Genomic DNA, 20,518 nt, shown 5'->3' with positions numbered 1-20,518 from the left:
TTTTATATGACGACGGACACGGCCCGATCCCCACCCAGACATCCCACATTGCAGGCGCTCCGGGGAGACGTTCCGCGAACGGTGACGTCCTACCGGGAAAGATAAGAGGGGCAGTTCGCCCGTCAGTCGATTTGCGCAACAGAGTCGGGCCGGACCAGCCGAGAGAGGCAGACCAGAGAGTGCTCATGTCACAGCCACGTTTTCGAAGTCGTGAATCATGCCGTCCGCACAAGATCAATGCATCCTGACGCTAATCCGACGTCGTCAACAGCCTGTTACCGCGCGCTACGTTTGCCCGACCGGATCCGCGTCGCAAGGAGTGATACTAAACCCAGTATGATGAACATCATAGACGCGGGCAGAGGGACTGGTGAAACGGATTCCTCACTGCGACGGGTGTTGGTGTCATCCAATGGAGCAGTGAACGCATAATCGGAGCCGGTATCATCGTCGTCCGAATCTTGGTCATCCCCACCACTCGCCGAATAGTAATTGTACGAGGGCGAGGTAGAGCCACTCGACGTTGACGAAGAATTGTCAAACTGGCTGGAGGTCCCCCCATACGATGCGGTCGTGCCCATCACCATCAGCGTTTCCGGGGCGCTCGTTTCGCCGCTTGTGGACAAGACCGGGTCGTTCAAATCTGACCCCTCGGGGTCGCTCATCGACAGCATCTGCATGTAGGAGCAGGGCGCAAGCACGTGGTTGCCATCCTCGGCGCTGAGGGCACAGATCTCTATTTCGGCCGAACCAAGGCAGCCCTTGACGTCATTGGCGGCGTTCGGAACATTGGCATCCGCAGCGCGGCTCAGCCGGGCGGTGTGGCCATTATTGCTGAAATCGCCGTCGAAAATGCCCGGCACATAGGCCCGCGCCAGCTGACCATCCGGGTCGAACGACACAAAGACCTGATCGGTCTGGGAAAAGAACCCGCCGACCTGTTGCAGCTTGGCAAGGTGCAGCTCTCCCGGCACATCGTTCATCCGGCACGCCTGCAGTTGCGGCAAAGTCGCCAGCGGCGTGGTTTCGGGATCGGCATGGAACACCAGCCGGACATCGTTGCTGATGTCCTCCACCGGCAGTGTGTCGTCTGGCAGCTCGGCGACACACCCCGCCAGCGCATCCAGATCCGGCGTCAGCACGGTGTCGCTCACCATATGGTCGGTATCGACGGATCTCGCCGACAGCCCCATGGTCAGACCGTCCCGGAACGCCGCCTCGAGCGCCGCAGCGCGAGTGCCTTGGATCCACAAACTGTCGGTGCTGCGCTCAAGCGTGTCCTGAAGGTCATAGCGCGCATCGCCGATGACCATCGACACCGGGGTTCCGGGCACGACGCTGTATTTCAGCTGGATGCGGAACGAAACCGCCCCATCCGCGGCGGCAATCGCCTGGATCGACGTGGCAGGGCTGCGCACGATATCGTCGAACGGCACGGCGCTGCGGTCATTGCGTAGATAGGTCGACGATTCGATCTCGATCCGGCGGCTGACGACGCAGCTCTTGCTGTCGGGCGTCGACACGATCGAGGCGCCGCTGGGCAGAAACCGCTGATTGACCGGGGTTCCGGAAAACCGGTTGCCGTAGGTGGCATCTGAAAGCACCGCAGCCTGCGCGGATACCGCCAGCAAGCAGAACGTGCCCGCAACAACCGCCGGAACACCCGACCGCCCCAGAGGGGCGCGCAATGTTGGGAAGCTGAATGACAGATCCACGATGATTACCTTCTACAAACGGTGGCGCCAATGATGCGTATTCTAAAATATACGTTTAATCTTATATGACGTAACGCGACCAACATAAAGGCCGCTTCTCGCATCGTTGAAAAACCTGTCAAAACTGTGACAGATCGTCCTCATCCCGAATGACATCGAATGGCTTCTTCTGCGCGCACCACCGCGATTCCCGTTTCCAGATCTTCCAGCGCCAGCTCGAACTGCTCCGGGGCGCTCTTCTCCGACTTGCGCCCGAAGGCGAGCTGTTTGAAGGGCGCGACCACTCGTCCCTGTGTAGATTGCACGCCTTTGAGACGCCCAGCATCGCCTTCAGGGCGTCAATGTCATCGGGCAGGTTGGCGGCGGTCGGCATGGGCCAACCTATTAGAACAGCCCCGGTTCCGCCTGCCCAAAGTACCACCCGAGTCAGCCTGCCGCAGCGATTTGATGGTCTCAGGCGCCCAGGGGCATAGAGGTGCCTGCGCTCGTGAACCTCGGGGATTTGCTCCAGGCGTCTTAGGGCGTCCTTCGCGTGGAAGAGACCACTGAGGATCTCAAAATGCTGTTTGCTTCGGGGGGTTCCTTGGGGGGGGCGCTCGGCCAAAGGCCGGTATCCTGGACGAACACCGTCGTTTTCCCGTCGCAACGTTCCCGGAAGAGACAGACACCTCTTGTGGGGGCCGTTGGGGGCCATCGCACTGGAGCGGGCAAGGGGCGCCGGACTTACGATGTCTGAGCAAACGCTTGAGGTGGCGGGTGACAAACCGGTTTTCTTGTCCCATCGGTTTGATCGGAACGAAGACGGCAGGAACCCATTCATCTCGGCCATGGCGCTGCCGGGCGGAAGAGGTGGCGAAAGCGACAGCTATTTGGACTTGGCCGAAAGTATCACGTCGGAAAAGCGCCGCATCACCGTTCGTCCCCGGCGATCAGGGGCGCAATCCCCCAGAGCGGCAAGCATGTCCAACTCATCCTCAGGCAGGCATTGACCTTTATCAAAAGGCATTTTCGTCGCCAAGCCAATCATCATGCTCGACGCGGACGGTCGCGCCCCTGTCGCCAGCGCTGCTCTGGAAAGCAGCTCAGCCTGCGGCGACAAGGATGCGGCGGTCGGTCCGTGTCAGCCGCCGGCAGCCATCGGCGGTGATCTCTACCGTCTCGGACAGCGCGAGGCCCCGCGCGGTGGTGTAGAGGTGGAACACCTGCCCCTGCTCGAACCGCCAGTCGGCGCCGGGATGCAGGCTGACCATGGTTTCCGACGAGCGCGGCGTCTTGGCGTAGCTGCCCAGCTGATAGCCGGTGATATTGGGGTAGCTCTCGCGCAGCCCCTCCGACAACATCGCCTCGCGCAAGATGGCATCGGCGTCACGGGCCGCCACTCCGGGACGGATGGCGGCGAATTGTGCATCTTGCAGCGCCGCGATGCGGGCCATGATGGCAGTGTCCTCTGCCGACGCTTGGCCAAGGCTGATCGAGCGCATGAACCGGGCGGCATAATAACCCACCCGCGGCACCAGTTCGACATGCAGAATATCGCCCGGCGCCAGCCTGTCTTCGGTGAAGGTCGCGTGCAGAAAGCCCATGCCGTGGCCCTCGGCCTGCGCTGCGCGGCGGGCGATGGAAATCGGCCCGACCCAGTAGTCATCCGCCCCATGCGTCAGGTAATGCTGCGCTGCGATGGCCGACGCATCGCGGGCGCGCATCTCCGGAGCGATGCCTTGCGCAATGGCGGCCATCGCCCCATCTGCGATCTGCGCTGCCTGCGCGACAAGGTTGATCTCATGCGCGTCCTTGACGCTGCGGATGCGGTTGGAGATCTCGTGCAGGTTGACCCAATCGGTACCCGGCAGCAGCGCGGACAGCCGGTCGCGGGTAAAGGCCGTGAAGCCGAAAGACGTGAAATCCGCCCCGATCCGCACAGACCCGAAACGGCGCAGGATATCCGCCATGCAGGCATGGGCGTCCTCGTGATCGGCATAGACCACCACGTCGCGGACCCAGGTCGCGGCGCGGCACGGGACCTCGTCGATGGCGCGCAGCACCCAGACCGGATCGCCTTCGAGTGGCAGGATACAGCCGCGATAGAAAGTCTCGGACACGGTGTAGCCGGTCAGCCAATGCAACATCTCGGCATGATCGCACAGGAACAGATCGGCCCCCGCAGCGCGCATGGCGCTGCGGAGTTTCTCCACGCGCGGAGCGTAGAGCGCGGGGATCATGCGGCTTCGAGCCCGCAGATGGCGGCGATGGTCAGGATGTAGATCTTGACGCAATCGATGAACTGGCTCTTGCGCACACGTTCGTCGGGCATGGTGTTGAATTCGCCGCCCGGCCCGCAGACGACACCTTCGATCCCGGCGGCGGACAGATGCGCCGCATCGGTGCCAAAGAAGCACGGCGGGGTGATCGGGCCGGTGGGCTGGGGCCTGCCGCGCACGGTTTCATAGGCCGCGTTCACCGCCTGAACGATGGCACTGTCGCGCGCCACCTCGAAGGGCGGCATCTGCGGCTTGTTCGCCCGCTGGTCATAGCTGTCGACCGACCACTTGAGGCCGGGGAATTCCAGTTCCAGCGCGCGCAGCAGGGTGCGCATGTCTTCCAGAACCGTCTCGACGGTCTGCGACGGCGCATAGCGGCAGGTGCCAAGGATGCGCGCGCGGTCCGCGACCTGCGGCGGGCGCCATTCCTCGAACGTGTCGCCAAGCCCGGCGCGCAGCACGCCGACATGGCCACGGTTGACCGCTTTGTGATCGTCGGTTTGCGCCCCGGTAAAGGTCATGGCGTTGATGCGCGGCACCAGCGCGGCGGCGGCGGCCAGCGCATCGCAGGCTTCGTGGCGTTTGGACACGTGGCGGGTGCTGCCGGTCAGCTCGATCTGGTAGGAAAACGCCCCCGAATGCAGGGTCAGTGCCTGAATGTCGGTGGGTTCGGAATTGACAAAGTAATCCGCCGTCACCCCCTGTTCGAGCATCCGCACCGTGCCGATCCCGCCCTGAAGCTCGCCGATGACAAAGGACAGGATGACATCGCCCTTGGGCTTCATCCCCGCCTTGAGGATGGTTTCCACCGCGCACAGATAGGCGGCGTCGCCCGCCTTCATGTTGGACACGCCGATGCCGTAGATGAATTCGTCGTCGATCACGCCCCCCCAAGGATCAACCGTCCAGCCGGTGGTGACGGGGTTGGTATCAAGGTGCCCGTTGAACAGCAGGCTCTTGCCACCGCCCGTGCCCTTGAGCGTGCCGATGGCGTTGACCCGCTGGCCCTCGACCGGTTGCAGCATTGCGTCCAGCCCCATGTCGCCAAGAATGCCGTGCATATGCTCGGCCAGAGCGCGTTCGCCATCGGTTTCGGAATAGCTCTTGCGCTGCACCATGTCGGCAAGCCGCGCAAGGCAGGCGTCTTCGTCGACGCGGGCGATCAGGTCTTCGGGGGTCATGGGGTCGTCCTTTCGGGGGTCTTGAACTGCCAGATCGGCGGCACGGCATGGAGCGTGTCGTCCGCCAGATGGCAGAGGATGGCGTGGCCGTCTTCGGGCTGGCGCAGGGGCGGGCGCTGCGTGTCGCATTGCGGGCCCAGATGGCGCGGGCAGCGGCTGGCAAAGGGGCAGCCGGGCAGATCCTGCGTGCGTTTGGGCAGGCTTCCCTGCAGCCTCACGCGGCGTGCGCGGCTTTGCGGATCGACGGAATGGGAGGAGGACAGCAGCGCCTCGGTATAGGGATGCCAAGGCGCGGCATCGAGGGCGGAGACCTCGCAGGTCTCGACCATCTCGCCCAGATACATCACCGCCACCCGATCCGCGACATGGCGCAGGATGCCAAGGTCATGGGTGATGAACACCAGCGCGGTGCCGCTGGCGGCCTGAATTTCGCGCAAAAGCCGTACGATGGCGGCCTGCACGGCGGCATCAAGGCCCGAGGTGATTTCGTCGCAGATGATGACATCGGGTTCGGCGGCAAGCGCACGGGCGATGGCGACGCGCTGCTTTTCCCCGCCCGAAAGCTGGTGGGGGTAGCGATTGGCGTAATCGGCCGGCAGGTGCACCCGTTGAAGCAGCCGGGCGATTTCCGCGGGGCGGTCCACATCGGGGCGGAAGAGTTTCAGCGGCCGCCCGAGGATCGTCGCCAACGTGTGGCGGGGGTTGAGCGAGCTGTCGGGGTTCTGAAAGATCGTCTGCACCCGCGCCCGCCATGCGGCGCTGTCGGGGGTGGTTTCGACGCCGCCAAGCAAGGTTTTGCCCGCAAAAGGTTGCAGCCCGGAAAGCGAGCGTGCGAGCGAGGATTTACCGCAGCCCGATTCCCCCACCAGCGCCAGCGTTTCGCCCTGGTGCAGCTGGAAGCTGATGTCGCGCACGGCGCGAACCTGCAACGCCGTGCGTCCGCGCAGCCGGTCGGTCAGGGACGGGCGACCATAGGTCACCGACAGGTTCTGCGCTTCAAGCAGCACGGCGCTGTCGCGCGGCGAGGGCAGCGGCGCGGGGGCATCCGGCGTGGGCAGGGTCTCGCCCCGGGCGACGCGGGCGCAGGCAATGCTGCGGTCGGCGATCGGCACGGCATGCACCCGCTGCGCATCGCAGATGGCCGGGTCGTGATGCGGGCAGGAACCGGAGAACAGGCAGGCGGGCATCTCTCCCCTGCGCGGGGCGGGGCGCGCGCCGCTGGTGGCAAGGCCGCGCGCTGTGAGCCGGTCGGACGGGCGCGGCAGGCTGGCCAGAAGCGCCTGCGTATAAGGGTGCTGCGGGCGGGCGAAAATCGCCTCGGTCGGGCCCTGTTCGACGATGCGCCCGCCGTAGATCACCGCCACCCGGTGGGCGATGTCGGCCACAGTGCCAAGGTCATGGCTGATGAACAGCGCCGAAACCCCGGTGCGGGCCTGAAGCTCGCGGAACAGATCGAGCAGCGTCGCCGCCGTGGTCGCATCCAGCGCCGAGGTCGGCTCGTCGAACAGGATCAGCTCGGGTTCGCAGGCAAAGGCCAGCGCCAGCACCACGCGCTGTTTCTCGCCGCCCGACACCTCATGCGCAAAGCGCAGCATCATGGCGGCGGGATCGGGCAGGCCAACCATGCCGATCAGCTCAAGCGCCCGCGCCTGCCGGGCGCTGGCGTCCAGCGTGGTGTGGCGCTCCAGCGTTTCCAGCAGGTGGTTGCCCAGCGTCTGCACCGGGTCCAGCGTGGTCGCGGCGTTCTGGAACACCATGGCGATGCGCTTGCCGCGCAGGCTGGTCATCGTGGCGGCAGAGGCGCGGGTGATGTCTTCGTCGCCAAGACAGATGCTGCCGCGTTCGGCATGGACCTTGCCCGGCAGGTCGCGGATCACCGCATTGGCCAGCGAGGATTTGGCCGAGCCGCTTTCCCCCACCAGCCCCAGCACTTCGCCCCGCGCGATGTCGAGCGAGATGTCATCGAGGATGCGCACCGGGCCGGTGGCGGTGTCGTAATACAGCGCATAATCGCGAACGGTCAGGGTCATGCGTGGTCTCCGGTGCGCGGGTTGAGCACGTCGCGCAGCCCGTCGCCAAGCAGGTTGAAGCCGATGGCGACGATGGCGATGGCGGCGCCGGGGGCGACCACGGGCCATGGGCTGCGGAACAGGTGGTCACGGGCCTCGGCGATCATCAGCCCCCATTCCGGCGCGGGCGGCTGTGCGCCAAGGCCAAGGAACGACAGGGTGGCTAGCGTCATGATGGCAAAGGCGACGCGGATGGTGCCTTCGACGATGACCGGGGCAATGGTGTTGGGCAGGATCTCGGCCAGCACGATCCAGCGCAGGCTTTCGCCACGCGCCTTGGCCGCCGAGACATAATCGAGGCTGCGCACCTGCAGGGTCACCGACCGCGAGATCCGCGCCATGCCCGGTGTAAAGGCGATGCCGATCGCCAGCACCGCGTTCAACGCCGAAGACCCCAGCGCCGCAAGGATCATCAGTGCAAACAGCAGCGAGGGGATCGCCATGACCGCATCGGTCACGCGCATGATCGCCTCGTCCACCATCCCGCCGAGATAGCCCGACACCACGCCGATGATCGCCCCCAGCGCGGTGCCGATCACCGTCGCCAGCAGCGCCAGCAGCACGGTCGAGCGTGCTCCCACGAGGATGCGGCTGAACAGGTCGCGCCCGTACCAGTCGGTGCCAAAGGGAAATTCGGCCGAGGGCGCGGCAAAGCGGGCGCCGAAGTGAAACGCCTCGGGATCGTTGGGCGCGATGGCGGGGCCAAGAATGGCCGTCAGCATCACGAGCGAACACAGCGCCAGCCCGGCGGCGCCTTGCGGATTGCGGAGCAGGGCCCGGAGGGTCTTCATTTGTACTGGATCCTCTTGTCGAGCGCGGCATAGGCAAGGTCCGCCGCAAGGTTGGCAAGCGCATAGGTCAGCGCCATGATCAGCGCGCCGGCCTGAAGCATCGGCAGGTCGCGGTTCTGGATGGCAAGGATCAGCTGCCGCCCGATACCGGGAAAGGCAAAGACCTCTTCGACAACGATCACCCCGCCGATCAGGTAACCGACATCAAGCGCGATGACGGTGATCGCAGGCAGCATGGAATTGCGCAGCGCGTGGTTGTAGATCACCTGCCGTTTCGACAGGCCGCGCAGCCGGGCGGCGCGGACGAAATCGCTTTCCAGCGTGTCGACCATTTCCGAACGGACCATGCGGCTGATATGGGCGGTCAGGATGATCGCCAGCGTGATCACCGGCAGCGCAAGGTGATGCAGCGCCTTCAGTGGATCTTCGGAAAAAGGGGTGTAACCCGAAGCGGGGAACAGCCCCACCGCCGGCCCCGCAAGCCAGGCCAGCAGCAGCGTTGCCAGCACGAATTCGGGCAGCGATACGCCCAGATAGCTGACCACTGACAGGCCCAGATCGGTCGGCCCGCCGCGTTTGGTGCCAGCCCAGACGCCCAGCGGAATGGCGATCACGCAGACCAGCGCCAGCGACAGCGCCGCCAGCAGCGCCGAGCGCCCGAAGGCGGACATGATCGACGGGCCAACCGGCTGGCTGGTGCGCAGCGAGATGCCGAAATCGCCCTGCACCGCACCGGACAGCCATTGCCCGTATTGCACCAGCGCGGGCTGATCCAGCCCCAGCTTCTGGTTCAGCGCGGCCAGCGCCTCGGGGGTGGCGTATTCGCCAAGGATCATCGTCGCGGCATTTGCTGGCAAAAGCTGCGTCACGCCAAAGACGATGAGCGAGACAAGAAAGGCCGTCAGCGCAAGATACGCCAGACGGCGCAGCAGAAAGCTGGCCGACATTGGGGACTCCGGTTGCAAGAGGGGGGCCGCACAGGACTGTGCGGCCCGGATCGGGCATCAGCTGCCTGCGGACAGCCAGACTTTGTGCAGCGCATAGTTCGCGCCGCGCGGGTTCTGTTCATAGCCCATCACCTGCTCGGCGCGCGCGCCCAGCAGGTCGAAGAAGCAAGGCACGAGCGCCGGGATTTCCGCGCGCATCATCGCCTGTGCCTCGGCGTAAAGCCGCGCCCGTTCGTCATGGTCGGTGGTGGCATCCGCCTTGATGACCAGCGCGTCGAATTCGGCGTTGTTCCAGCGGGTTTCGTTCCAGTTGGCATCCGAGGTGAACAGCAGGTTGAAGATCGTGCCTTCGGTCGGCTGCATGTTGTAGAAGCCAACGTAGAAATTGCCCTTCTTCCACACCTGTTCCAGATAGCTGGGGTGGTCCATCGTCTTGACGTTGATGGTCCAGCCACCGGGCTTGGCCATTTCGCGTAGCACCACGGCCATGGCCGAGCGGTAATCCGGCTTCACCGAGGCGATGAGGTCGATCTCGATACCGTCGGGATAGCCGGCCTCGGCCAGCAGCGCCTTGGATTTCTCGGGATCGTATTGCTTGAGCGGGGCATCGGCGTGATAGGCATAGGAGGCGTTGACCGGCGTGTCATTGCCCGGCGTGCCGTAGCCTTCGGCGACCAGCTCGACCATGGCTTCGCGATCGACGCAAAAGGACAGCGCCTCGCGGACCTTGGGGTTGTCGAAGGGCGCTACGGTGCAATCCATCACCACGTCAAGGAACCGGCCCGAGGGGGTGCGCAGACCTTCGATGCCCGCGCCCTCCGAGATGCGGGCGAAATCGGTGGGCTGAATCTCGTTCAGCAGGTCGATCTCGCCAGCCAGCATCGCGGCGGCAGCGCCAGCGGCATCGGGGAAGGTGCGGACCTCGACGCTGTCGAGATAGGGCTGGCCCTCGATGTAGTAATCGGGGTTCTTTTCGACGATGGCGCGGTCATCGGCGATGAATTGCGACAGGCGGAACGGACCCGAACCGACCGGCGTGGTGGCGAGGCTGTCGAAATCGCTTTCGATGATCGCGGCGGGCACGACCTTGGCGGTCGGATAGGTCAGCGCGACGGGCAGGTCGGCATAGGGGGCCGAGGTGTGGAACACCACGCCGTAATCGCCATCGGCTTCCACCTTGGCGATGGGGCCAAGGTTGCGGCTGCCGGGCGCCGCGGTTTCGGGGTCGAGCAGTTTGGTGAAGGAGGCGACCACATCCGCCGAGGTCAGCGCTGCACCGTTGGAAAAGGTGACTCCCTCGCGCAGGGTGAAATGCCATTCGGTGGCGTCGTCATTGGCGCGCCATTCGGTGGCCAGATCGGGCTGCGCTGTCATGTCGGGCGCCAACGTGGTCAGGCCGGAATAAAGCATCTCGGCCAGCATGTACTCCGAATTGAGCCGCAGCAGCATCGGGTTCAGCACCGAGGGCGTGATGTTCAGGCCGACGCGCAGCGTGCCGCCGGGCGTGATGTTCTGCGCCTGTGCCATCGATACGAGGCCCGGCAGGGTCATCAGCCCGCCGGTGGCAGCGGCCGTGCGCAGAAAACCGCGCCGGTTAAGGGTATGTGTCATTGGGGGGATCCTTCTGTTGGAGCGTTGCCGGGGTCCGTGGCGCCTTGCGGCGCGCATCCTTCGGCGAGGAATAGGAAAATCGCGTCCGACAAGGCGCGAAGATCCTCGACCGTGGTGAATTCGTCGGGGCCGTGCATGTTGTGGCCGGGCCGTCCGAGCCCGCCAAGCAGCATGTGCTGCACGCCCGCCCGCTGCACCCAGCCGAAATCCGACGAGGTGCCGGAGCCATAGCGCACAAACGCCTCTTCGGGCAGGCCGAAGGCGGCGGCGCGGGCAAGGGTCCAGCGCCGGGTTGCGGGGCCATCCGGATCGGAAACGGGCGGCAGGTGGCCGGTGGTCCGCAGATCCCAGCTCAGCGCCGGGCTGCCCTCCATCGCGCGGGCGACGGTGGCATGCAGCTCGGCGATCACGGCGGTTTCGTTTTCCTCGGCCAGATAGCGGCGGTTCATCGTCACCTGCGCGCGGCCGGGAATGGCCGATCCCTTGTCGCCCGCGTGGATCGCCGTCAGGTTCAGGCGCGCGGGCAGCGGGCCATCGGCCCAGGGCGGCGGGGCCAGCGCCGTGGTGCGGCTTTCGATCACCGGCTTGAGCGCCAGAAGAGCGGTCAGCGCGGGCAATAGCGCCTCGGCGGCATTGATGCCGCGATCAGGGTCGCCCGAATGGCTGGCACGGCCCTCGACTTCAAGCGTCAGGTCCAGAGAGCCAAGACAGCCCGCCCAGATCCGCGGCTCGGCGGAGCCGTTGAGATTCAGCAGCACCTCGGGCAGAGGCCGGGTTTCGGCAAGGTGGCGGATACCGGGATAGCGCCCGCCCTCTTCATCCGTGCAAAACGCCAGCACCGGGCGAAAGGCCAGCGCGGTGCCGCTCTGCGCCAGCCGCAGTAGCGCGTCGCGCACGGCGGCGATGGTGCCCTTCATGTCGGCGGTGCCGCGCCCGTAAAGCCGGCTGCCGTCTTGGGTCAGCGCAAAGGGGTCGCGGGTCCAGCCATCGCCGGCCGGGGCGGTATCGGTATGGAAATAGATCATCGCCTCGGGCAGCGCATCGCTTGCGCCGGGCATATCGGGACGCAGCAACAGGTTCACCCGCGCACCGTCCAGCCCCGGCCCGTCCCACAGCTCGCGCGGCACCGTCACCCGTTCCGCCGTGCCGCCCAGCGGGGCAAAGAGCGCCTCGAGCAGATCGGCATGGGGCGCGTAATTGTTGCCGGGAGGCATGGGGGTGCGGCTTTCGACAAGCTGCCGCAGCGTGTCGACCATGCCAGTTGTATCGGCAGGGGTGTCGGAACTTTGGGCAAATGTCAGTTCGTTTCTCATACCTATATAGAAATACACATAGACGGCACTTGGCAAGTGTGATTTGTGTGGAAATATTAAGCACTGTGTGAACAGGAGTTAATCATGACCGACGCCCCGGAGCTTTCCGAAACCGAGACGCTGCAAGACGGGCTCGAACGCAAGCCGCTGCACGAACAGGTCAAGGAACGCATCCTGCGGCGCATCATCCTTGGCACATGGACCGAAGGCCATGTGTTGCCGCCGGAACTGGAGCTGGCGAAACAGTTCAACGTGTCCTACGGCACCATTCGCCGCGCCATGAGCGATCTGACCGCGTCAGGGGTGATCATGCGGCGGCGCAAGACCGGCACGGTGGTGACCGGGCGCACGCCGCATCATTCCATGTCGCAATTCTATCAATATTATCGGCTGCATACGATCGAGGGGCGACTGTCGAGCAGCCGCACGGTGCTGGTCGATGCTTGCCACCGCAGGGCAACGCTGGATGAATCGGAACGGCTGGATCTGCCTGCGAAGGCGCCGGTGATCTACATGCACCGGCTGCGGCTGATCGAAGATCGCCCGGTGATGATCGACCGGGTGACAATTCCGCTGGCCTTGGCCCCGGATTTCCCGGTCACGATCGAAGAGATGCCCACGCTGATCTACAAGTGGCTGCTGGAACATCACGGGTTGCGCCTTGCTGCGGTGCGCGAAAAGCTGATCGCCCGGCTGGCGACACCAGAGGATCTCGATTACCTCGACCTGCCGCGCAACACGCCCCGCGCCCTATTGGACATCGACGAGGTGTCCTATGATTCCAGTAACCGCCCACTGGTCGCCATGCGCCACGCGGCGCTGACCGAAGATCATTGCTATATCAACGAACTGCGCTAAGCCGCCCGGTGACGGGCGCCCCCCCCCCCTTCTGACGATTCCAGTCTTGTCGGACCCCTGCGCCGGGCAATGACACGCGGCGCAGGAACCCGCCAACTGCGGTAGAGGCATAGCAGCTTGCGCTCATCGGAGAATACCGTGCTCTACGCGCCCTGCCCCTTCGGGAAAGGTCTGGGCCTTGTGCGGGTCTTCCGCCTCGATCTCGTCGAAGCGGCGTTCCCAGTCCGCAACGCGCGTACGCTGCGGCAAGCCGCAATAGCCGTCGAAAACGATCCCGAATGGGCGCCACCTGAAGCGCGCTCCCGGCCCCCCCCCCGTCGCGCAGTCCTGACCGTCCGATATCATCGGATGGAAGCATTCTATGCCTGGAAAGCGCGGCGAGTATCGTTTGATTTGCCCACAATCACCCACAACTTTAGCGTGCTCCGTTGACGTAACGGCTTCCACGCCGGCCCTCGACGCCCTGCCGGTCAGTCAGCCCGGACGGGACCGCTTTGAACGTCGCATCACGATCCACGAATGCGGTCACGCCATTCCGGCCACCCTGCTTGGCGCCGGGCCGATTCACCGGATTTATCTGTCACATGACGGCGGCACGGCCCATCGCCCGCCGGCTTCTCGATGTGCAACAACCGCGACGAGGCAGGTGAGAGCGGTTCGATTGATAGCGCCCGCACCTTTGGCAAGGCTTGCGGCGAACCTTGGCTTTAACGCGGTTTTCCCGGTTCTTGCAATAAGAACGCATGGCGACTTTGGCGGACTGCGCCGCAAATCTTGTGTCACGGGCTTCAGGATTTCAGCAGCCGCTCCTTGGGTAATGTTGTTATTATTAGTAACGATGTGGGCACTTATCAGCTAAAAATTCGGCGCTCCCCACGTTAAAATTATTACTAATATTGACTAATCTGCCGCACGCGTGTAACTGAATGTTCAATGCTTTGGGAGGAGCGGGTTGGATTTCTTTGGAAGGTCCAAGACCGGGGCGGCGCCGCTGCGATTGGCTGGAAGAGAGAGTGCAGAGCCTGCCTTGTCCAAGGCTGCAAAACGCCAGGCCATAGGGAAAAGTGATGAGCGAATATATCCTGTCCGACGAGACGCGCGACAAATTACGCAAGGTGTCCACGGCCTCCGTGGCCACCGCGCTTTACAAGCGGGGACTGCGCAATCAGTTCGTGCAGGGTGTCACACCGGTCGAGCGCAAGCCGGTGACCATGGTCGGTCAGGCCTATACCCTGCGCTATATTCCGGCGCGCGAAGATCGCAACCCGATCACCGTGTTCCGCGACCGTGACCACAAGCAGCGCGTCGCGGTCGAGACCTGCCCCAAGGGCCATGTGCTAGTGATGGACGCGCGCAAGGACTGCCGCGCCGCAACGGCCGGCTCGATCCTTGTGACACGGCTGCAACAGCGCGGCGTGGAAGGTGTGGTGTCTGATGGCGGTGTGCGCGACGCGGCGGGAATTGGCGCGCTTGACATGCCGGCCTATTTCGCACGCCCCTCTGCCCCCACGAACCTGACCCTGCACGAGGCAATCGAACTGAATGTGCCGATTTCCTGCGGCGATGCACCGGTCTTTCCCGGCGACGTGATGCTGGGCGATGGCGATGGCGTCATGGTCATCCCGGCGCATCTCGCGGATGAGATTGCGGCGGAATGTACCGAAATGGAAGCCTACGAGGATTTCGTGCTCGAGCAGGTCACCGATGGTGCCGGCATTATCGGTCTTTACCCGGGAACCGACGATGAGAGCATCGTAAAATTCAACGCATGGCGCGAAAAGACAGGACGATAAACATGACGTTTACCCCACACGGCAACCATCTGATTGCTGGCAAGCGCGTGAGTGCCGAGGCAAAATTCTCTTCTGCTCCGGCCAGCGGTAGTGCCTTTGAGTTCTCGGCAGGCTCGCCCGAACTGGTCGCCGAAGCCTGCGCCGCAGCGCATGCGGCGTTCCCCGGCTTTGCCGCCTCCTCGCGGGAAGAACGCGCGGTGCTGCTGGAAACCATCGCCGACGAAATCGACGCCCGCGGTGATCAGATCACCGAAATCGGCACATCCGAGACTGGCCTGCCTGCAGCGCGGCTTCAGGGCGAGCGCGGCCGCACCACCGGTCAGCTACGGCTGTTCGCGGCCCATATCCGTGATGGGGCTTACCTCGACCGTCGTCACGATGTTGCCCTGCCGGACCGCCAGCCGCTGCCGCGCCCTGATCTGCGGATGATGCAGCGACCGATCGGCCCGGTCGCGGTGTTTGGCGCCTCGAACTTCCCGCTGGCCTTCTCCACTGCCGGTGGCGACACCGCTGCGGCGCTGGCGGCGGGCTGTCCTGTCGTGGTCAAAGGCCACGGTGCGCATCCGGGCACTGGCGAGATTGTCGGCGATGCCATCGTTGCGGCGCTGGACAAGCTTGGCATGAACGGCGGCATTTTCAGCCTTGTACAAGGCGGCACCCGTGCGGTCGGCGAGGCGCTTGTCACCGACCCCCGGATCAAGGCCGTTGGTTTCACTGGCAGCCTCGGCGGCGGGCGCGCGCTGTTTGACCTTTGCGCCAAACGCCCCGAGCCGATCCCGTTCTTTGGCGAGCTGGGCAGCGTGAACCCGATGTTCGTGCTGCCAGAGGCTGCGGCTGCGCGCGGCGGCGATCTTGGCGCGGGTTGGGCCGGAAGCCTGACCATGGGCGTCGGCCAATTCTGCACCAACCCCGGCATAGCTATCGTGGTGGACGGGCCAGAGGCCGAGGCCTTTGTCAGCGCCGCGAGCGATGGCCTCAAAGCGGTCGCTGCGCAAACCATGCTGACCGATGGCATGGCCGACGCCTACCGCGAGGGTGCGCGTCGCGTATCGGAGGGCGCAGGCGTGAAATCGCTGCTGACCAGCACCTGCGAAGGCCGCTCTGCCGCGCCGTATCTGTTTGATGTTTCGGCCAAGGACTGGATGGCCAACGAAGAACTGTCGGAGGAGGTGTTTGGCCCGCTGGGTTTGGTGATCCGGGTCAAGGACACCGAGCAAATGCTGGCGGTTGCCGCCAGCTTCAAGGGGCAGCTGACCGCGACGTTGCAAATGGATGATGGCGACATCGACGTTGCGCGTGACCTCTTGCCGGTGCTTGAGAAAATGGCCGGGCGCGTGCTGGCCAATGGGTTCCCCACCGGGGTTGAGGTGGCGGACAGCATGGTACATGGCGGGCCTTACCCGGCGTCGACCAATTTTGGCGCCACATCGGTCGGAACCCTGTCGATTCGGCGGTTCCTGCGGCCGGTCTGCTATCAGAACCTGCCAGAGGCGCTGTTGCCCGCCGATCTTCAGGCAATCTGACGCTCGAATTGTCAAGACAGCCCGCCGCCCCCGAGGCGGCGGGCTGATCACGTCGCTTACGGGTTGATAGGCTTACATATTGCAAAACGGGCCGCCTGTTTGCGCGATCTTGGCAGGCATGGAGTTGGCAACTTTTGTCATAATGTGTATTCTGACAGAACAAATCAGAGGCATTTTCGTGCATATAATGCGCTTCAGCGGTTAAATTTGTGTTGATTTGTAAACACTGACTACTTATCGTAGTCAAAGCTTCAACGGCCTCGCCCAGTTGGCGGATCCCTGATGAAGCAATGTACCGAGACGGAAGGGGAGGATCGTTTCAGTTGCATCGGAGGCACCGCCTACCGTGTTTCCAGCGCAAGGCAGAGTCGGGGCAGAGCGCACGCACAGCCATCTGATCCTGCCACGATCATGCGTCAGACAGCCTATCTGGCCTCATGGCGCAGCCCACATGTGACAACGCTGACCAACATTCAGGACGCCCAACCGGCAAAGCCCAGCTTTTCCGGATCTAGGGCGCACGGAGGACGCCGGACCTGTCTGGCACACGACATCTGTAGAGGAGGAACAGAAATATGTTTTACAAAAGCTTGAAGACCACCCTTGGCCTTGCGCTTGGCGCTGCCATCCTTGGGACATCTGTTGCCGCGGCGGATTTCCCGACTCGTGATATTCGCTTGATCGTGCCTTGGCCCGCAGGTGGCGGCGCAGACGCTATCTCACGCAAGATCAGCAATATCGCCGATCAGGATCTGCCGAAATCCATCTACGTGGAAAACATCGCCGGTGCGGTCACCGCCACCGGGCTGATCCAGATGACCAACGCGCGTCCCGATGGACACACCGTCGGCGTGCTGACCTATGACAGCGTCATCACCCTGCCCCGCGGCCAGATGGTGCCGGGCTATTCGCTCGACAACATGAAGCTGATCGCCCGCATCACCTCTGAGGCCGATGCCATTGTCGTCTCGAAGCATTCGGGCATCGAAAGCTACGAGGATCTGATTGCCCGCGCCAAGGAAAACCCCGGCGAAGTGCGTGTCGGCGTGGCTCCCAAGGGCTCTGGCCCCTACCTCTCGGCGATGCAGCTGGAAAAGCTGCTCGACGTGGATTTCAACGTCATCACCTATGCTGGCTCGTCCAGCGCCGAAGCCGAAGCGCTGCTCTCGGGCGAGCTGGATGCGGCGATCTCGAGCCTCGGTGACTTCAGCGGGATTCTGGCCTCTGGCGATGCCAAGGGCGTGGTCGAGCTGACCTCGGTGCAGAACGCCACCTACACCGACGTGCCGACGCTGAAATCCAAAGGTCACGACCTGCAGACCGGCAGCTTCCTCATTCTGGCGGCTCCGGCCAACACGCCCGATGATGCGGTCGAAACGCTGGAGACCACCTTCAAGGCAGCCTATGACAGCGCCGAATTTCAGGACTGGCTGGCACAGGTTGGCGTGACCGCCGATTGGCTGGGCTCCGATGAGGTCGTCTCCTGGGTCGACGAGCTGCAAACCAAGACGTTCACGCTTATGGACGAACTGGGCCTGTAAGGCCTTACGCCCACCCCGTCTTCGGCCCCAAGGGCCGGAGATATGGTTCTGGTGAGGCCAGCGACGCAGACACTGTCGCCGCTGGCCCCGCCGCCGGTTTTTTCGCACCGAGGTCGAACGCGCGCTCATCCGCTGCAACCGGCCGCACCGACAGCCGCCTTGCGCTGACGCCCCCACCACATCCAGCCCCGGAGAAGACGATGCTCTTAAACAGGCAAATGGTATTTCTGTATGTCACTCTTGCAGTGTCTGTTGGTTATCTGGTCACGGCCCTGAGTTTGGGCGCCCCGATTGCCGAGAGCGGGCTGACGCCTGCCTTCTTTCCGATCCTCGTGGGAGCTGCGGCGATTGTCTTTTGCAGCGTCCTGATCCTGCAGGCGCTGCGGGACAGGCCAGAGCCCGCGCCCGAGGATGCGATACGGAGCTACACCCATCTCTGGGTGGTGGTGGCGATCTTCCTTTACATCGTGGCGTTCAAGCCGCTGGGCTATTTTCTGTCGTCCAGCCTCTTCGTCTTTGCGCTGATCCTGCTGTTTTCGAATTTCGAGAAACTGGTCCTCAAGGCCATCATCTCGGTCGCGATCGTCGGGGTTGCCTTTGTCATGTTCCAACAATTGTTCGGGGTTCGACTCCCGACGCTGTGGGGTTAAGTCATGGATTTCGTCTTCCTCGTTTTCAGCAGTTTTTCCCTGCTGGCCGATCCGGTCAACCTCACCTACGTGATCCTCGGCTTTGTGATCGGTACCATCTTTGCCGCCATTCCGGGCCTGACGGCGACGCTGGCAATGGCGCTTTTGCTGCCACTGACCTATACGCTCAGCGTCGAAACCGCGCTGATGGCTTGTGCCAGCATCTATATGGCGGGCATGTGCGGCGGCTCGATCACCGCCATCACGATCAACATTCCCGGCGCGCCATCCTCGATGATGACCGCGCTCGACGGCTTTCCGATGCAGCAGAAAGGCAAAGGGGCGCTGGCGCTTGGCCATGCGGCGCTGGGGTCCATGTTCGGCGGGGCGGTCGGGGCGCTCTTGTTGATCGCAGTTGCACCTTTCGTGGCCGAACTGTCGCTGTTGGTGAAGACAACCGGCAAGTTCTCACTTCTCGCCTTCGCTTTGATCGTCGTGGTGATCGCGCAACGCGGTCGCATTCCGCAGGCTGGGCTGGCCGCTTGTATCGGTCTGATGCTGGCCACTGTCGGGCTTGACGCGATGGAGCCGATCACCCGCTTCACCTATGGCTATTCCAGCCTGACCGCCGGGATCGACCTGATGCCGGTGATCATCGGCACCTTCGCCATTGCCGAGGTGCTGACGCAGGCAAGCGCGCGCATCGATATCAGCGCCGCCGCAGCCGCTGCCGCCAACAAGGTCAAGATCCGTCGCCGCGATTTCCTGCCCCCGCTGTCGGAGATCCGCAAGATCGGCTTTGGCTGCTACTTCAAATCCTGCCTGATCGGTTATTTCGTCGGCACATTGCCGGGCGCGGGCGGCTCGATGGGCTCGTTTCTGGCCTATACCGAAACCGTGCGTAACTCGAGCGAACCGGAGACGTTTGGCAAAGGCAACCCGCAGGGCATCGCCGCGTCGGAAAGCGCCAACAATGCGGTCTGCGGTGGCGCCATGGTGCCGATGCTGACCTTCGGCATTCCCGGCGACCCGATCACCGCGATCATGCTCGGCGTTCTGGTGATCAACGGCATTCAGCCGGGGCCGCAGCTGATGGCCGATCAGGCCGGGCTGATCGCCCCCATGCTGGCCGCTCTGCTGTTCAGCGCGGTGGTGCTGATCCCTCTGACGCTCTGGCTGATCGGGCCGTATTTCATCAAGATCGTCTCGGTGCGCAAGGATGTGCTTTATGCCGTGATCGCGCTTCTGGCCGTAGTGGGCAGCTTCGTGGCAACCTACTCGACCTTCCAGATGTTCATGGCGCTTGGCATGGGGGTTCTGGCGTTTTACCTCCGTCGCAATGGCTTTCCGGTGATCACCATGCTTCTGGGCTATATCCTTGGGCCGAATCTGGAAGAGTTCTTGCGGCGCTCTCTGGCCTTGTCGAACGGCGACCCGACCACCTTCGTCACCAATCCCGACAGCCTGTTCTTTGTCGCGCTGACGCTGGTGTTCGTCTACTTTCTGGTGATCCGCAAACCGGCAAATACTCCTGGGACTGCCAAGGCCAAATAGGCTCCAGCTCTGGCCGTCCCTGTCAGGGGCGGCCAGACATCTTGTAGCCTCGCGCGCCTGGTCTCTGTATTTCACTCAAACGCGGTTCAGAAAGAGCCCTACGCGCGCCCGGTCCACAAGCAAGGAGATCACGTTGTCAGAGTCACGGCGACCCTCACTGGCAGATCAAGTCTACGATCAGCTTCTGACAAAGATCCTCGAAGAGGAATACCCGGTTCACAGCCGGTTGCCCACCGAAGAGATGCTGGCTGAAAGCTTCGGCGTCTCGCGACCGATCGTGCGTGGGGCACTGTCGCGGCTGCGAGACGATGGCATCGTGCAATCGCGCCGCGGTTCGGGGAGCTACGTGCTGCGCCGTCCCGACCGCGAGCTGATCAGCTTTGTGCCGCTTGAATCGGTTTCGGATGTTCAGCGTTGCTACGAGTTTCGCATTGATGTCGAAGGCGCAGCCGCCGCTTGGGCCGCGCGGCGGCGCGATGACGAAGACCTGGCGCGGATGGAAGCCGCCTATCATGTGATGGAGCAGACCTATCTGAAGAACGCGCTTGGCGTGGATGCTGATCAAAGCCTGCATCTAGCGGTGGCCCGAGCATCAAAGAACCTGTTTTTCTCGTCGGTGCTGGAATCTCTGAGCGAGCAGATTGCCTATGGCGTCAAGCTATCACGCTCGCTGACCATGCTCGACTCCCCCAGCCGTCAAGAACTGGTGTTGGCAGAGCACCGCGCGGTGCTCGA

General features: G+C 63.6%; 15 protein-coding genes and 1 pseudogene. 7 read left to right on the top strand and 9 right to left on the bottom strand.

What is annotated here, in order from left to right:
- Positions 1-275 precede the first annotated feature (275 nt).
- The 9 genes and pseudogenes from KO516_RS19305 to KO516_RS19265 form a co-directional block, all read right to left on the bottom strand.
- Positions 276-1,715: a hypothetical protein gene (locus KO516_RS19305; protein ID WP_216005428.1), complete on the bottom strand. Its 1,440-nt coding sequence runs from the start codon at positions 1,713-1,715 to the stop codon at positions 276-278.
- A 164-nt stretch (positions 1,716-1,879) separates the two neighbouring features.
- Positions 1,880-2,088, bottom strand: a pseudogene (locus KO516_RS24415) (transposase); the annotation flags it as partial.
- 709 nt (positions 2,089-2,797) lie between these two features.
- Positions 2,798-3,934 (bottom strand): Xaa-Pro peptidase family protein, encoded by a 1,137-nt coding sequence (locus tag KO516_RS19295; RefSeq protein ID WP_216005426.1) that lies wholly within the window; start codon positions 3,932-3,934, stop codon positions 2,798-2,800.
- Positions 3,931-5,154 (bottom strand): M20 family metallopeptidase, encoded by a 1,224-nt coding sequence (locus KO516_RS19290; protein WP_216005425.1) that lies wholly within the window; start codon positions 5,152-5,154, stop codon positions 3,931-3,933. Before KO516_RS19290 ends, KO516_RS19295 begins: the two co-directional genes overlap by 4 nt.
- Positions 5,151-7,184, bottom strand: a complete 2,034-nt coding sequence (locus tag KO516_RS19285) for an ABC transporter ATP-binding protein (protein ID WP_216005424.1) — start codon at positions 7,182-7,184, stop codon at positions 5,151-5,153. Before KO516_RS19285 ends, KO516_RS19290 begins: the two co-directional genes overlap by 4 nt.
- The gene (locus KO516_RS19280) at positions 7,181-8,014 is read right to left on the bottom strand and encodes an ABC transporter permease (protein WP_216005423.1); all 834 of its coding nucleotides are present in this window, start codon (positions 8,012-8,014) and stop codon (positions 7,181-7,183) included. Before KO516_RS19280 ends, KO516_RS19285 begins: the two co-directional genes overlap by 4 nt.
- Complete coding sequence (locus tag KO516_RS19275; protein WP_216005422.1) at positions 8,011-8,961, bottom strand: ABC transporter permease; 951 nt, start codon at positions 8,959-8,961, stop codon at positions 8,011-8,013. The genes KO516_RS19280 and KO516_RS19275 overlap by 4 nt, the downstream gene beginning before the upstream one ends.
- A 57-nt stretch (positions 8,962-9,018) precedes the next feature.
- Positions 9,019-10,572 (bottom strand): ABC transporter substrate-binding protein, encoded by a 1,554-nt coding sequence (locus KO516_RS19270; protein ID WP_216005421.1) that lies wholly within the window; start codon positions 10,570-10,572, stop codon positions 9,019-9,021.
- On the bottom strand, positions 10,569-11,828 hold the full coding sequence (locus tag KO516_RS19265) for a M20 family metallopeptidase (RefSeq protein WP_216005420.1): 1,260 nt from the start codon (positions 11,826-11,828) through the stop codon (positions 10,569-10,571). Before KO516_RS19265 ends, KO516_RS19270 begins: the two co-directional genes overlap by 4 nt.
- 141 nt (positions 11,829-11,969) lie before the next feature.
- Between KO516_RS19265 and KO516_RS19260 the strand changes: the two genes are divergently transcribed.
- The 7 genes from KO516_RS19260 to KO516_RS19230 all read left to right on the top strand — a co-directional run.
- Complete coding sequence (locus KO516_RS19260) at positions 11,970-12,743, top strand: GntR family transcriptional regulator (protein ID WP_216005419.1); 774 nt, start codon at positions 11,970-11,972, stop codon at positions 12,741-12,743.
- Positions 12,744-13,810: 1,067 nt separating this feature from the next.
- The gene (locus tag KO516_RS19255) at positions 13,811-14,536 is read left to right on the top strand and encodes a ribonuclease activity regulator RraA (protein ID WP_216005418.1); all 726 of its coding nucleotides are present in this window, start codon (positions 13,811-13,813) and stop codon (positions 14,534-14,536) included.
- Positions 14,537-14,538: 2 nt separating this feature from the next.
- Positions 14,539-16,059: an aldehyde dehydrogenase (NADP(+)) gene (locus KO516_RS19250; RefSeq protein ID WP_216005417.1), complete on the top strand. Its 1,521-nt coding sequence runs from the start codon at positions 14,539-14,541 to the stop codon at positions 16,057-16,059.
- Between the two features lie 575 nt (positions 16,060-16,634).
- A complete protein-coding gene (locus KO516_RS19245) occupies positions 16,635-17,600 on the top strand; it encodes a tripartite tricarboxylate transporter substrate binding protein (protein ID WP_216005416.1) in 966 nt (321 codons plus the stop codon).
- A gap of 200 nt (positions 17,601-17,800) precedes the next feature.
- Positions 17,801-18,250 carry a tripartite tricarboxylate transporter TctB family protein gene (locus tag KO516_RS19240; protein WP_216005415.1) on the top strand — a complete coding sequence of 150 codons (450 nt, stop codon included), beginning with the start codon at positions 17,801-17,803 and terminating at the stop codon, positions 18,248-18,250.
- 3 nt (positions 18,251-18,253) lie between these two features.
- On the top strand, positions 18,254-19,783 hold the full coding sequence (locus KO516_RS19235) for a tripartite tricarboxylate transporter permease (RefSeq protein ID WP_216005414.1): 1,530 nt from the start codon (positions 18,254-18,256) through the stop codon (positions 19,781-19,783).
- A 133-nt stretch (positions 19,784-19,916) separates the two neighbouring features.
- Positions 19,917-20,518, top strand: a 602-nt coding sequence (locus KO516_RS19230; RefSeq protein WP_216005413.1) for a FadR/GntR family transcriptional regulator, incomplete at its 3' end; no start/stop codon positions are given.

The organism is Citreicella sp. C3M06 (assembly GCF_018860705.1).
In the GTDB taxonomy this organism is placed as follows: domain Bacteria; phylum Pseudomonadota; class Alphaproteobacteria; order Rhodobacterales; family Rhodobacteraceae; genus Salipiger.
Note: the sequence above shows the minus strand (reverse complement) of the source record. Positions and strands in the feature narration are given on the sequence as shown.